The sequence below is a fragment of the Halomonas sp. FeN2 genome (assembly GCF_020595105.1).
GTDB lineage: Bacteria > Pseudomonadota > Gammaproteobacteria > Pseudomonadales > Halomonadaceae > Vreelandella > Vreelandella neptunia.
The window spans coordinates 551,807-565,921 of the sequence record NZ_CP074200.1; the positions used below are offsets into that span (position 1 = coordinate 551,807).

Genomic DNA, 14,115 nt, shown 5'->3' on the forward strand with positions numbered 1-14,115 from the left:
ACTGATCATTGGATGTCCCAGTACATAATATGTTGAGGCCCCGCAGCCCCACCCAGATATTGCTCACCTGTCTCATGAAAGCCCGCCTTTTGGTAACAGGTGTATGCCGCTGGGTTCTTACAGTTCACTGTTAGATAGAGGCGTGGGTAGTTCGCATAGTTTTCTTTTAGATAGGGAAACAGCGCTTTTACCGCCGAAGTTCCGAGCCCTCTGCCCTGCTGACTGGCGTCAATGAGAAACGTGCGCAAGCCTATGCTGCCTTCAGTGCAAAAATCATAATCATCAGCGTAGGCTATATCGATTTTGAAGCACCCGATCAACTGATCATTGTGTTTTATCACATGCAGATGCGTAGATTCATTTTTATCAGCGAGAAAGTCCTTAGCAGTTCCCACAAACTTCACCTGATCATCGTGTACTGTGATACTGCGCAGCACGGGGATATCCGATGCATTAAGTTTTTCTAGCTTGATCATCTAGTGCTCGCAGCTACTGTAATTAATGTGACACCTTTCAATGTAAGCCACCGCTATCAATGACCTTCAGTATACATAAATCTAATATGCCTGGGCTTTCTCTCTTTACCGTTTTCTACCAGAAAGGTGGTCAACCATTATATTGAAGCCTCATCCGGAATCAGCGCCAGCAGATCGGTGACACCAATATCTACACCGGCTTGGGAGAATAAAGTAGATGCCTGCCCGCGGTGGTGGGCTTGGTGATTGAAGAAGTGGAGAATCAGGCTTGAGTAGCGTCGCTTTGAGGCCACTCCTTTAGTGTTGTGATAACTCAGCGTGGTACTCAAATCGTCATCAGTTAGCGCGCCCACCCAGTTAATAATTACAGTATCAAGCCATCGGCGATGCGCTTTCAGGCCTTCCAAGTCATCAAACATCAATTCATCAAGCCGCTGTGGCGCAGGGAGGTCGACTATTACCGCAAGCGTTCTTGCGCTAGACGCGGGATGCGCTGCAAACCGTTTAAGCCAAATGGTATCGGCGACCACAACATGATTTAGCGTGCCAAAAATCGAACCGAAGAAAGCTCCACGCTCTTCGTTAAGCTCAGCGGTCGTCAGCCTGCTGGCAGCATCGTATACCTTGGTGTTCATCCACTGGTTATAGGATGCCATCAGCTCAAAATGTGGTTGCAGCTCCATAGGTCATATCGCCTCTTTCAATATGGGCGCCAGCTTGGCCGTGAGTGAAACGCCAACAGGCCCTAGTTAAGAGTATGAAATAACAGAGCGTCTGTTCATCCCCCGAATTTAGCATTTAAGCCCCTACCCCTCTGCTTGCGTCTTTTTATAAACGCCATATACTGTATATATAACCATATACATGCATCAATAGCGTTTAGAGGTGAGGTGGCCAATGACGACTCCCGAACAAGCGTCTCATGTGTCAGCCGTGCGTAAAGGTCGCGGGGCAACGTACGACCCGCACAACCGTTTTGCGCCCACCCGCAGCGAGGCGGAAGATGACGGCTGGTGGCGGGAAGAGGCCTCTACGACTATCGCCACCGAAGTGCGTGAGGAGGTGAGCAAAAGTGCTTTGTCGTGGAATCGCTCGCCAGATTTACCTTTTGATCGCTCGCTGAACCCGTATCGCGGCTGTGAGCATGGCTGCGTTTACTGCTATGCCCGCCCTTCTCACGCCTACTGGGACTTATCGCCAGGGCTGGATTTTGAAACCAAGCTGATTGCCCGTAGCGGTTTAGTGGAGCGGTTAACCGAAGAGCTGTGCCACCCCAATTACGTGTGCCGCCCGATCAACCTTTCCGGCAACACAGACTGCTATCAGCCGTTAGAGGCCACCTACCAAACCACCCGCCGTTTGCTGGAGCTGCTACTGGAGTGTCGCCATCCGGTAACGCTGGTGACTAAAAGCACCTTGGTACTGCGCGATTTAGAGCTTCTGGCGGAAATGGCCGAGCACCGGCTGGTGCGTGTGTTTGTCAGTTTGACCAGCCTGGATGCCCAATTGAAACGCACATTAGAGCCACGGGCGGCATCGCCTCAGGCGCGCTTGCGGGCGATTCGTGAACTGAATACAGCGGGCATTCCAGTGGGTGCGCTAATTTCGCCAGTTATTCCGGGGCTAACCGATCATGAGATTGAAAAGCTATTGGAAGCCGCCAGCCGTGCAGGAGCGCGAACCGCCGCCTGGATGCTGCTGCGCTTACCCTATGAAGTGGCGCCGCTATTTGAAGCCTGGTTAGAAGCCCACTACCCGGAGCGCGCGGCGAAAGTGATGAGCCTAATGCGTCAGTGCCGTGGCGGTAAGGCGTACGATGCCAAGTTTGGTAAGCGCTTTCGCGGTGAAGGGGTATTTGCTGATTTAATTGCGCAACGCTTTGCCCGCGCCAGCCGCCAGTGGAACATGCAGGATCGCACCGAGCAGGGCTTAAACACCCGGGATTTTCGCCCACCACGCGCGCAGCAGGATTTATTCATTTAAGCTAGGCAGCACGCGCATAAATTAGCTGCAAAGGAAGCCGAATGCCTGCTCTAAGCAAAACCAAATCGAGTTTTTACCGCCGTTTATACGTCGCCCATTTGATCGAACAAGGCGCTGCCAGCGTGCCTGCGCTAATCGAGGCCACCGGCATGCCGCGGCGCACCGCCCAGGATACGATCGCCTCCCTTGCCGAGCTGGATATCGAGTGTGTATTTACCAAGGATGACGGCGAGCGCCACAACATCGGTCGCTACCAGATACGTGATTGGGGAGCGATAGATCCACGCTGGGTGGCAACCAATGCCGAACGGCTTAAACAGGCGCTTGGCTATGCAATTTAGCTATTTTCATCCGACTCTGCCCAGGCCAGCCGTGCAGCGTTGAGAGTAACCGTCAGCGAGCTTGCCGCCATGGCGAGTACCGCCACTAGCGGGGGGATCGCCATCAGCACCACCAACCCCAGTGCAAGGGTATTGTAGAGCGCCGAAAAGAACAGATTCTGAACCATGATGCGCCGCGTGCGTTTAGCAATACCGAGCAGTTTGACTACACCACCCATCCCCGGCGTCATTAGCTGTGCGGAAGCCCCTTCGCGGGCAGCTTCGCTGGCACTCAGTGGCGCAACACCTACATCGGCCGCGGCCAGGCTTAAGGTATCGTTTAAGCCATCCCCTACGTAGAGTGTCGGCGATGGTAGTCCCTGCAATAGCCGCGCTTTGGCTTCAGGCGAACGCTGGGCGTAGCAAGCTTCACGGGCAAGCCCTACCCGTTCGCCCAACCAACTGACCGCCCCCTGCCGATCGCCGCTGATCATAGCGACGACATAACCTGAAGCTAGCAGGCGTTTTACGCTAGTCTCGGCGTCATCCACCGGTTGATCGGTGAGATAGAACGAGGCTAGCCAGCCCACCTCGTCAGCAATCACCACCTGAGAAGCAAAGGATAGCGTTGCCTCTTCCGCTTGGGCAGGAAGCGCTATTTGCTGGCGAGAAAGCCAACCGGCGCTGCCTAACGTTAGCCACTCACCGCTGTTGAGCTGCACACGGCGCCCTTCTCCAGGGGTGTCATTAACCTGCAGACATTGCTCAGGGCGCTGGTCGCCTTGGCTGCCCGCCCAGCGCGCTAGCGCTTGTGCCAAGGGGTGTTCGCTGCCAGCAACAGCGACACTGAGCTTGCGCTGCAAGGTGCGCTCATCAACGCCTTCCCGTGCTTGCCAGTGCAGCACCGTATGGCTGCCAGTGGTTAAGGTGCCGGTTTTATCCAGCGCTACCGAGCGAATGTGTGCCAAGGTTTCGAGCGCTGCCGGGTCGCGTAGCGCAACACCCTGCTGCATGGCCTGGCCGCTACCGGCAAGGCTTGCCAGCGGCACCGCAAGCCCCACGGCGCAAGGGCAAGCGACCACTAACACCGAAAGTGCGCGCACAAAAGCATCCTCCAAGCCCAGACCCAGTAGCAGCACAGCGGGCAGCGTTAGCATCGCTAGCACGAGAGCTAGCGGGCTTAGCCAAGCAGCAAAACGGTCAGCAAGCTTCTGTAATTCGCCTTTTTTAGCCTGATAGCGGCGCATTTCGTCACAAAGCTGATCCAGTCGTCGCTTGCCTACGCCTGCACTTACCTGCATTACCAGCGGCGTTGTACCCAGGTAGCGGCAGCCCGCATAGACCTTCTGTCCGGCATGAAAGTGGCGCGGCAGGCTTTCGCCGGTAAGCGAGGCAGTATCGATCCAACCTGGGTCTTCCAGGATCCCATCAAGGGCTATCAACTCACCGGGCGCTAGCTCGACGCGCGTTCCCTTCATCACTTCATCCACAGGAACCGATTCCCAGTGCTCGTCCTGCCAAACCGTAATGTCATCATTTGGCAGCGCCAGAGCATCAAGCGCTTTTAACCCACGGTGACGGCAGAGTGTCTCCACCAACCGCCCAACCAGTAAAAGCACAATCAGCATCACCGCCGTGTCGAAATAGACTTCGCTTGAGCCGCGCCATAGCAGCCACACCGAAACCATCACTGCGCCGATTACGCCAAGGCTAACCAGCACATCCATGCCGGGGCGCTTGGCAAGCAGCGTGCGCCATCCGGCCCGGTAAAACGGTACCCCTGCGAACAGCACCACGGGCAGGGAAAATGCCCCCGACACCCACGCAACCACCAACTCAACCCGCTCCGAAGGCAATGCACCCGCATAGATCAATAGTGACGCGAGCATCGTCCACATGCCGAACAGCGAACCGACCATCAGCCTAAGCGTCAGGTAGCGGCTCTCCTCTTCTAAACGTCCATGGGCATCCGCCACCGGCTCAAGTTCTGTCAACCGATAGCCCAGGCGTTTAATCTTGGGGGCAAGAGTAGAGAGCTGAATAGCGGCAGGCGTGCCACTGATGCAGAGCGTCGCGCTTGGGTAGTGCACACTAACCTCACGCACACCTTTAAGGCGCTTTAGAGAGCCCTCTACGGCTAAGGCACAGCTGGTGCACCACATACCGTGGAGGGTATAGAGCTGCTCTTCTTCTTTGCTAAGCGGATCGCTTACAGGCAAGGCGGAATGCCCATAATCGGCATTGCAGCAAACACAACGCCTAAAGTAGAGAAAAGATACAGCCCGGCAGAAACCGTGGCATTAAAGCGCAGCCGTCCTTCATGGCGCTTGGCCATGCGGCAACAGCCCACCGTTAACGCTGCCAGTAACGCAATCGCGGCGATACTGACGGCAAGCAGCATAGCGTTCACCAGGGTGAATACGCCCTGCTCGGGAGCAGGCGGTGCAACCGAGCAAGCGACCGCATGCCCGCCGTAAACGGCCACGAACCAGATACACCATAGCGTTAAGCCAATGACAAAATGCAAGGGATGGGTAAGGTGTAAGCGCTGCAACGTGATGGTCATTAGCTTAGCTCCCTATGACGCGAGGCAACACCGCAAGCGCGCCCACGAGTATCCAGAACGTCACCAGATTATAGCGCCACCACTGGGCAACCACGGCAGGCTCGAAGGGTGCATGGGCGCCCACAAAGCCATAACCCACCCGCAGGCCCTGAAGCAGGGTCAGCACCGCGCCTAAACCGCCGTGTAGCAGCGCATAGGCCAGCCCGACCATAATGATCGCATCATGGGAGGTTTCGGTAACCGCCAGGTCTGCACTCAGCAGCACCCACAGCGTTACCGCTACCTGCACAAAGCCTAGGGCACTGATGCTATACATGCCCACTGCCAGTCCCGCATCCTTACCCTGGCGCAAACCGCGCACCAGTTTTTCGAGAATTACCACGCCAGCGGTTAGCGCCACCCCGGCAAGGATCAGCCCCACCAAGGAGAGCGGTGAGGTCTCGGGCATCCGCCACTCAGGGGACACTGTCCATAGATAGAACCAGCCAAATAGGTAAGAGAGAAAGAACGAACCATTGGCGAGCAGCGTGATCGACATGGCCCATAGGCCTGGACCATCCATGGTGCGCGAGTGGAGCGGAGGGTCGCCGGGAGCTACCTCGGCATCCGGCGCCGCTTTTGGATGGGCACCATTCTCCCAAGACCAGCGCAGTAAAAATAGGCCAGCCACGACAACGGCGATACCAGCCAGCGGATATAGCCGCGTCAGCAGGCTTACACACACCACGGCCAGCGCCATGGCAGCAAACAGCGGCCACCAGGAGTTACCCGGCAGATGAATGATTTCCCGCACTTTGCCGGTCAAAGGGTCAGTGCCCCACATCTCCCGTCGGCCATGGGTAGCCACCGCCAGGCTATGTTGCCCTTCTGTCATGGTGCGCGGCAGATTCGGGTCATCCCATAGTGGATGGCGCGTCTCGATCTTTGGCAGGCTGACAAAGTTATAGGCGCTGGGCGGCATACTGTTGGCCCACTCCAGGGTATCCGCGTTCCAGGGATTATGCTTAGCGGGTTTGCCGAAACGGAAGTGCAGCGCAAAATCCAGCAGCACCATGGCAATCCCCGCCGACATAATAAAGCTACTCATGGATGACAGCAGGTTGAAAATATCCCAACCCATACCCGTTTCATAAGAGTAGACCCGCCGCGGCATACCCAACAGGCCAGTCCAGTGCATGATCAAAAAGGTGCCATTAAAGCCCAAAAAGGTGAGCCAAAAGCCCCATTTGCCCAGGGTTTCAGAAGGCATTCGCCCTGAAAACAGCGGCAACCAGTAGTAGAGCCCGGCAATCAGCGGAAAGAACATCCCGCCCACCAGCACATAGTGCATATGCGCCACCACAAAGTGGGTATCGTGCACCTGCCAGTTAAAGGGCACCAGCGCCAGCATTACCCCGGTCAAGCCACCACACACGAAGATAATCAGGAAGCCCACGATCCATAACATCGGCAGCTTCATCTTGGGCTTGCCCAGCCATAGCGTGGCCAGCCACACAAACACCTGAATCGCCGTAGGCACCGCCACCAACATACTGGCGGCGGAGAAGAAGGCTTGGGCCAGTTGAGGAATGCCCACGGTAAACATGTGGTGAACCCAGAGACCGAAACTGATAAAGCCTGTCACGGTAATGGCGAAGACCACCCAGCCGTAACCAACGATCGGACGACCAGCAAACACTGGTATCAGCGTGGAGACAATGCCCGCCGCAGGCAGGAAAATGATGTAAACCTCGGGATGGCCGAATAGCCAAAAGAGGTGCTGCCAAAGAATCGGGTCACCGCCACCGGCCACTTCAAAAAAGGGCATCCCCACTGCGCGTTCAAGCTCCAGTAGAATACTGCCCAGAATCAACGGCGGGAAACCGACCACGATCATCAGCGCCATGGCGAGGATATACCAGGCAAACAGCGGCATTTTGTGCAGCGCCATGCCCTGGGTGCGAGTACGCAGTATCGAAACCACCAATTCGACCCCGGCAGAGAGCGCGGAGATCTCAACGAAGGTGATCCCCAGCAGCCAAAAATCTGAGCCCAATCCCGGTGAGTACTCGCTGCTACTGAGCGGGGTATACATAAACCAGCCGCTGTCTGGTGCCATCTCTAACACCAAGCTAAACGACAGGATGATGCCGCCAAACAGATAGCACCAGTAACCCAGGGATGTTAGCCGTGGGCAAACCAGATCACGGGCACCGATCATCTTGGGAATCATATAAATCGCCAACCCTTCCAGCATTGGGATGGCGAACAGAAACATCATCACCGTGCCATGCATGGTGGTGACTTGGCTATAGATATCCGGCGACATAAAGTCTTGATCGGGGAGCGCCAGCTGGGTGCGCACCAGCATGGCCAATAGGCCACCAATCAAGAAGAACACCATCCCGGTAACCATAAAACGTAGGCCGAGAGTGGTATGGTTAACAATGGTGAGTGCTTTCAAACCACGCGGATTGCCCCAAATATCGTGCAAGTCATTGTGCAGTTGGTTGGGGCCTTTAATGTTATCGCCTTCTGGGGTCGCTTCACGGTTAATAGTGGTCATGGGGTTAGCGTCTCCAGCCAAGCACCCAGAGACTCCAAGGTGGCCGTCTCGATATCATCATGGGGCGGCATTTTGTTGCCCGGTTTTAAGCGTTGGTGATGCTTAAGCCAGTGGGTGACTGCGCCCTCCTCCATGGCCATTATTCCCGCCCCGAGGCTCGTCCGGCTGCCAAGATCAGAAAGATCCGGCCCCTCTTCCCCAGAGGAGAGTCCTGCTACCCGGTGGCAGCTGGCACAATGGGTCATAAATGCCTCCCTGGCAGTTTCATGCTGCTGATCGTTTGCCGCAAGCGACGATAATGCCTCCGTTTGGCGAGCGGCCAGCCAGGCGTCGTACTCGTCCCGCTCGACGGCTTCCACATAGAGCTGCATTTGGGCATGCTGGGCGCCGCAGAACTCGGCGCACTGGGCGCCAAATACCGCCGGCTCGTCTGCTTCCAAGCGTATTTTGTTCACTCGCCCTGGGATCATATCGATCTTGCCGCCCAGTCGCGGCACCCAGAAAGCGTGAATAACGTCAGCACCGGTAACGTGAAAGTCGACCGGTTCCCCTGCCGGCATGATGAGCTGATTAGAAGTCACCACCTCACCCCCTTCTGCGCCGGGGTAGCGCACTTCCCACCACCACTGGTGGCCAATGACTTCAATTACCTCCGGTGGCTCTGCCAGGGGCAACGGTAAAAGCCGCTGACCGGTGGGCACACCAAAAGCCAGCAGCGCGGTAATGCTGGCCACGGGCAGCACAATGCCGCCGCCAATAATCCAGCGACGCGCTATTGTTCGCTCCTCAGCGGGCGTTCGTATTACCTCTTTGCGCTTGAAGGTATACAGCCAAAAAGCAGTCACCAGCACCAATACCACAGTGCCAAACCCTAGCATTACCCACCAGATCATCACCACGTCTCGCGCGGCTTGGCCTGCCGGGTCTAGAATAGACTTATCCCCGGCGCAACCGGCTAATAGCAGGCCGACTGACAGCGCTAGCGGTGTGCCAAGTGAGTTGACCCGCTGCTGGGTTAAGCGTTGAATAATCAACCTCATCCCTTGAATTCCTTTTTCTGCCCACAGGAAGTGACTATGGCAAAGCCTCGCCAGCGCTCGATTAAAAGCCGCGCATCTCTCGCCGGCCATCCACTTCATCCCGTGATGATTCACTTTCCCGTCGCGGCCCTGATGGCGCTGGTGGCAAGCGATATCGGTTTCCTGCTGAGCGGCGATCCGTTCTGGTTGCGCGCTAGCTTGTGGCTGGCAGGCGTCGGTGCTTTCGGCGGCTGGATTGCCAGTACGGCTGGGATTATCGATCTGGTCACTGTACCGCGCATTCGCCGTCTGATAACCGGCTGGAGCCACGCTATCGTCGCGGTGGTGATGCTCTCGTTGGCGTCGTTGAACTGGCTGCTGCGCTTTAACGACCCGAGTGCGATTTTGCCCTGGGGGCTGGCCGTATCGCTGCTCACCGCAGCGTTGATCGCTTTGGCGGGCTGGCTGGGCGGTCAACTGGTGTATGAACACGCGGTGGGTGTCGAGGTTAAGGATTAGCGCCATAGCGTTAGCTCCAATCCAGTGGCTTAGCTAACACAAGCCCCAGCACGCCTATAATGCCCGCCAACGCAACGCATAGCGCCGTCCAGTTGGTGGGTTTTACCCAGCGGTAGTGGCCCATCTCAAGGCGCAAGATTAACCAGCCAAAGCAGCCGTGGGCGGCGACCATGGCCACAACAGCACCCAGTTTTAAGATCAGCCAGCCGCCCAGCACACCATGGATGAGAAACAGCAGCGTGCCCGAGGCAATAGCCACTAAGGCGGCCGGGGTAGCGACGGAGTTATAAAAGAACCGCGGCATGGGCGGTGTGCCCTGGGCGAAGCCCGCGTCTTTGCGAAGCTGCAGCGCCTGGCTAAGCAAGGCGGGCAGATAAAGAAGTGAGCCGCACCAGATCACTAGCGCGGCAATGTGAAGCAGTTTAAGCCAAGGCATCGGGGCTTCCTTGCGTTGCGTAAGGCGGGTCAGATCACCCCCTAACCTTAGTCAAAACGCCCTCTTATGGCTAGCCGCTTAACACACCTGGATCTCGTAACCGGTGAATTTGCGGAGATTAATGACCCCGCTATCGAGGATCAAATACTGCCCTTTGACGCCTTGCAGCACGCCTTCTACCAGTGGCTGCTTATCAAAGTTATGCGACACCACTTTTTTGGGAAAAACGCTGACGGGGTAGTGAAAATGTTGCGCAGGCTGTTCCAACAAACGGATAGCATCCGAACCATGAGTCTCGCGCAGTTGGTTCAATCCATCGGCTAGCAGGGTCAACAAACGATCCCGCTCGGCACTTAAATCCATGGTTTCGACGTCGCCTTTGAGCATCGCCCGCCAGTTGGTGCGGTCGGCAACCTGTTCTTTAAACAGCATTTCGACAAAACCGGACTGCTGACGCGTATCCACTTCAAGAATCGGCAGCGCCTGAATCGCGCCTTGATCCAACCAGCGGGTAGGCATTTGGGTTTTGCGGGTGATGCCTACTTTAAGCCCCGATGAGTTAGCCAAATAGACGACATGGGGCTGGAAACAGTGTCGCTCGCCCCACTCCGGCTCACGGCAGGTGCCTTGGAAAAAGTGACAGGTTTCCGGCTTCATAATGCAGGTATCGCACTGGGCTAGCCGCTTGAAGCAGGGGTAACAGTGGCCTTGGGCAAAGCTCTTCTTGGTTGCTCGCCCACAGTGGGTACAGGCAATGGCTCCCGTCCACCGCAAACTAAGCGGCTCACCGATACGCTCGTTAAGCGCAACACGGTGCTCACCCGCGCGCAAGTGGTAAACCACCGGCTGGTCTTGGCGGCCAGGTAGCGCTGCCGCCATTTTGCTTAAACAGCCCTCTACTGAAAAGCCCGGTACTGCCGCTTCAATCACGCGTGGCATCCCGTGCCAAGCCGGCCAGTTCCGGCGATACGCCAACGCCGCTAGCCGCTGCACCGCAGGTACGCTGCTCTAAATAGCCTACGCGGTTCTCTTCCGGCACGTTGTTCTCCACCTCAAAGCGCATGACGGCTTCCAAGCAGAGTTCGGTCTGTTCCGGCGTTAAGCGGCGACCGTCGGGCCATTTGCGCAGCGATACCGCCTGTTTAAGGCTTTCGTAAATCGCTGGAGTCATCTGGTTGATCATTTTTTCGAACGTCATTTCGCTCATTGCAGGCCTCTTAACGGTTTTTCAAACGGCGGGATGAATAATACCAGCCTGTGACCAGCCCCACGAGTAGACCGCCCAAATGTGCTTCATTAGCGACATTGCCAAAACCAACGCTGCCCGCCATATCGGTCATGGTGAACACCATCCAGCCGAGCATAAAGACCACCAGCATTTGCGGTACAAAAAAGCCACTTTGGGGAACCCGGCGTGACATCAACCAAACGTGGGCCAGTAAGGCATATACCACCCCGGACATGCCGCCGAAAAGCACGGTGCCGGTCGCGTACTGCGCCACATTCGCGCCTATACCCGCCACAATAAGCAGCAGTAGCATGATTCGGCTGCCCTGTAGTGCTTCAACCTGTCGCCCGAAGTACCACACCCACATCAGATTAAATATCAAATGCATCCAGCCAAAGTGCAGAAAAGCAGGTGATAACAAGCGCCATACCTGCCCAGAGGTAAGCGTTTGCGTCAGATTACCAAACACCAGCTCACCACCTGAAATACCTATTGGCACGATGGTGAGAGTGACAATCAACTGGTCACCAAAAACACCAATCAGGGCAAATATCACCAGACTAATGACAATCATCAGCGCCGTTACCGGCACTTGCTTTAGCGATGCCAAGGAGTGGGTCATGGTGCGCGGGCGCTGAGCAGCCTGCTGAAGCACCAGGGGTTCGCCCCGCTGCCAGCGCTCTAGCAGTGCTTTAAGTTCGCCAAGCTGGCGTGGGTCGGCGATCCATAGCAGTTGGCCGTCCGCTTCATCGGTAATGCGGTGACCAATGCGGTGGCGCCAGAGTGCCTGGCGAAGTTCACTGGTATCCGCGTGATCGGGCAGAAGCATCACTGGATGCATGAAATCCCTCTAATCAAAGCGCTTGCGGCACGCTGTCCGCAGCGGGTAGCTATTGAAGACAGTTATTGTAGACAACTACTGAATGAACCACCCGGCTGCCAAAAGACAAGCAAAAAAAACCGGCGGTGGGAACCGCCGGAGAATAAAAGCAAGGGATCATTCAAGGGAACACTTACTCTGATAGCCGACGGCAGGGTTAGTTCAGCCGTTTTGAAAAAAATATGTAATTTTGTGTAACAAAAAGAAGCATTTGTTAATCAAAGTCGATTTCCCAGGGTTTGGGCAGCGCACGCTCGTCTTTTGGTACCTTAATCCACACAAAATGGTCTGCATTTAATACTGCCTCACCACTCCATCGATAGGCCACTAAGCGCCCATATTTGACAGCACTATAGTCCAGGCAGGCAATATTCTGGGTCGGCAGTGCTGGTATGCCTTCACACCAGTAATGACCAATAAACAGCGGCGGCTGCTCTGGCCCGTAGTAGCTAAGTTTCTGGCGCTCTTCGTGGGTCAATGCGCGGGTTTCAAGATTGCCGGGCAAGTTATCCGGTTGAAAGACGACGTCCCCCCACTGCTGAGGCGCCTGGGCCCAGAAGTGGGCGCGAAAACTTTGCCTTGTAAAGCCATCGCCTGAGTGTATCGCAATACCTTTGGGTAGTGAGACATGCGGACCTCGGGTGAGGCGGTCTAAAATTCGAAATGCCTGGGTTTTGGGATCGGTGGACTCAATCAAAAACTGTGTGTCCATGCAGCAATCAGGGTGGCGCTGTTTCAGCTCTTCAATCAGCATCTCATCCCAGCAGGCGTGCACCACGCGGATACCATCGATTTCCAAACACAGCGGGATGGTTTTAAACCACGCCAAGGTGTCGTCCCACTCGTTGGTATAGTCGCGATACTGCTCTAGGGTGTCCTGAATAATACGGTTGTGCCGTGGCGTATGCTCGCGCAACCAGCGTTTATGGCTACCTGGGGGCCCAGGATGGGTATACGCCAGGGCGTTATACTCGTGATTCCCCATGACGATATACGCTTCGCCCTGCTCGACCATTCGCCGGGCAATAGTCACTGCCAGACGAATTCTAGGGCCTCGGTCAATCAAATCACCTAGGAAAATCACTTTGCGACGCGGGTGGCGATAGACGCCGTTGCGCCGGTGGTAACCCAGCTTTTCCAGCAGTGAGGCGAGCGTAGCACCGCAGCCGTGGACATCCCCAATGAGGTCGTATCCCTCCATACTCAATCCCCCAACCGGTGGCTCCAGCCTAATTTGCTGCGCAGCACTTCGTAAAAATTATGCCCGATGGGATGCACCAGCTGGATACGTTCAGGCTTGCGGGTAATCACCAGTACGTCATTGGGTTTGGCCACCGCTCGGGTTTGCCCATCGCAGCTGATATGCGGATAGGACTGGTTGGTTTCGCCAATGTGAATACGTATTTCGCTGGCGGCATCGATTACAATGGGGCGACTCGAGAGCGTATGAGGGAACATCGGCACCAGCGTCACGACATCCAGTTTGGGGTGCATGATCGGCCCACCGCCAGAGAGCGCGTAGGCCGTTGAACCGGTGGGCGTAGCAACAATTAAGCCATCGCTGCGCTGGCTATACACAAACTGGCCATCAATAAACAGCTCAAACTCTATCATGCGCACCGCTTTACCAGGGTGCAGCACGACTTCGTTCAAGGCATCGCCATTACCCACGGCAACGCCATTACGGTAGAGCACGGTATCAAGCAAAAAACGCTGTTCAACCTCAAACTCCCCCGCCAGCACTTCACTGACGCGGGTTTCCAACTCATCGGGTGAGATATCGGTAAGAAACCCCAAGCGGCCCCGATTAACGCCTAAAATCAGCGTACCGCTGCGGCATAGCGCCCGCGCCGCGCCCAATAGACTGCCATCGCCCCCTACCACAATCACCAAGTCACACAGCTCGCCCAGCATGCGACGGCTGGCTTCCGGCTGACCATGGTGCGGTATGACAGTAGCGGTGCGATCTTCCACTAATACCGAGTAGTCATGGGCGACCAGATAGGTTACCAGCCGCTGAAGGGAGTCGACCACTTTGTCACTCCCCAGCCGACCAATCAGACCAATAGTTTTAAAGGTTCTGCTCGATTGATCGCTGGAGGGCGCTGACTTAGCGTCTGCTGATAAGGTGTTGCTCATGGGC

15 protein-coding genes are annotated in these 14,115 nt (G+C 56.0%); 3 read left to right on the forward strand and 12 right to left on the reverse strand.

The genetic code is table 11. The features are described from left to right. Positions 1 to 5 precede the first annotated feature (5 nt). Positions 6 to 476 (reverse strand): GNAT family N-acetyltransferase, encoded by a 471-nt coding sequence (locus tag KF947_RS02620; protein ID WP_227405374.1) that lies wholly within the window; start codon positions 474 to 476, stop codon positions 6 to 8. Positions 477 to 613: 137 nt separating this feature from the next. Continuing rightward, the gene (locus KF947_RS02625; RefSeq protein ID WP_227405375.1) at positions 614 to 1,159 is read right to left on the reverse strand and encodes a DinB family protein; all 546 of its coding nucleotides are present in this window, start codon (positions 1,157 to 1,159) and stop codon (positions 614 to 616) included. A 214-nt stretch (positions 1,160 to 1,373) separates the two neighbouring features. On the opposite strand from KF947_RS02625, the gene KF947_RS02630 reads away from it, so the two are divergent. Continuing rightward, positions 1,374 to 2,459, forward strand: coding sequence for a PA0069 family radical SAM protein (locus KF947_RS02630; RefSeq protein WP_227405376.1), 1,086 nt, complete (start codon positions 1,374 to 1,376; stop codon positions 2,457 to 2,459). A gap of 41 nt (positions 2,460 to 2,500) precedes the next feature. Further along, positions 2,501 to 2,800 (forward strand): winged helix-turn-helix domain-containing protein, encoded by a 300-nt coding sequence (locus KF947_RS02635; RefSeq protein ID WP_071693579.1) that lies wholly within the window; start codon positions 2,501 to 2,503, stop codon positions 2,798 to 2,800. On the opposite strand, the gene KF947_RS02640 is transcribed toward KF947_RS02635, so the two are convergent. Genes KF947_RS02640 through coxB form a run of 4 tightly spaced genes read right to left on the reverse strand, consistent with a single transcriptional unit; the run spans position 2,797 to position 8,930 of the window. After that, entirely contained in the window at positions 2,797 to 4,941 is a 2,145-nt protein-coding gene (locus tag KF947_RS02640; protein WP_227406266.1) for a heavy metal translocating P-type ATPase, read from the reverse strand. The two genes, KF947_RS02635 and KF947_RS02640, sit on opposite strands and share 4 nt — an antisense overlap. Before the next feature lie 47 nt (positions 4,942 to 4,988). Then, positions 4,989 to 5,345, reverse strand: a complete 357-nt coding sequence (locus tag KF947_RS02645) for a hypothetical protein (RefSeq protein WP_133732653.1) — start codon at positions 5,343 to 5,345, stop codon at positions 4,989 to 4,991. Between the two features lie 4 nt (positions 5,346 to 5,349). Continuing rightward, positions 5,350 to 7,890, reverse strand: coding sequence for a cytochrome c oxidase subunit I (gene ctaD / locus KF947_RS02650; RefSeq protein ID WP_227405377.1), 2,541 nt, complete (start codon positions 7,888 to 7,890; stop codon positions 5,350 to 5,352). Continuing rightward, positions 7,887 to 8,930: a cytochrome c oxidase subunit II gene (gene coxB, locus KF947_RS02655; protein ID WP_227405378.1), complete on the reverse strand. Its 1,044-nt coding sequence runs from the start codon at positions 8,928 to 8,930 to the stop codon at positions 7,887 to 7,889. The genes ctaD and coxB overlap by 4 nt, the downstream gene beginning before the upstream one ends. A gap of 36 nt (positions 8,931 to 8,966) precedes the next feature. On the opposite strand from coxB, the gene KF947_RS02660 reads away from it, so the two are divergent. Beyond that, a complete protein-coding gene (locus tag KF947_RS02660) occupies positions 8,967 to 9,428 on the forward strand; it encodes a DUF2231 domain-containing protein (RefSeq protein ID WP_133732656.1) in 462 nt (153 codons plus the stop codon). A 10-nt stretch (positions 9,429 to 9,438) separates the two neighbouring features. Here the strand turns inward: KF947_RS02660 and KF947_RS02665 are convergent, their stop codons facing one another. The 6 genes from KF947_RS02665 to KF947_RS02690 all read right to left on the reverse strand — a co-directional run bounded on the left by KF947_RS02665 (position 9,439) and on the right by KF947_RS02690 (position 14,111). Beyond that, positions 9,439 to 9,864 carry a CopD family protein gene (locus tag KF947_RS02665; protein WP_133732657.1) on the reverse strand — a complete coding sequence of 142 codons (426 nt, stop codon included), beginning with the start codon at positions 9,862 to 9,864 and terminating at the stop codon, positions 9,439 to 9,441. Positions 9,865 to 9,942: 78 nt separating this feature from the next. Further along, positions 9,943 to 10,803: a DUF2797 domain-containing protein gene (locus tag KF947_RS02670; RefSeq protein ID WP_227405379.1), complete on the reverse strand. Its 861-nt coding sequence runs from the start codon at positions 10,801 to 10,803 to the stop codon at positions 9,943 to 9,945. Further along, positions 10,787 to 11,071, reverse strand: coding sequence for a YeaC family protein (locus tag KF947_RS02675; protein ID WP_227405380.1), 285 nt, complete (start codon positions 11,069 to 11,071; stop codon positions 10,787 to 10,789). The genes KF947_RS02670 and KF947_RS02675 overlap by 17 nt, the downstream gene beginning before the upstream one ends. A 10-nt stretch (positions 11,072 to 11,081) precedes the next feature. Next, positions 11,082 to 11,933 carry a rhomboid family intramembrane serine protease gene (locus KF947_RS02680; protein ID WP_133732660.1) on the reverse strand — a complete coding sequence of 284 codons (852 nt, stop codon included), beginning with the start codon at positions 11,931 to 11,933 and terminating at the stop codon, positions 11,082 to 11,084. A 253-nt stretch (positions 11,934 to 12,186) separates the two neighbouring features. Further along, the gene (locus tag KF947_RS02685) at positions 12,187 to 13,173 is read right to left on the reverse strand and encodes a metallophosphoesterase (protein WP_227405381.1); all 987 of its coding nucleotides are present in this window, start codon (positions 13,171 to 13,173) and stop codon (positions 12,187 to 12,189) included. Between the two features lie 2 nt (positions 13,174 to 13,175). Next, the gene (locus KF947_RS02690; RefSeq protein ID WP_039859209.1) at positions 13,176 to 14,111 is read right to left on the reverse strand and encodes an NAD(+) kinase; all 936 of its coding nucleotides are present in this window, start codon (positions 14,109 to 14,111) and stop codon (positions 13,176 to 13,178) included. Between the last annotated feature and the right edge of the window lie 4 nt (positions 14,112 to 14,115).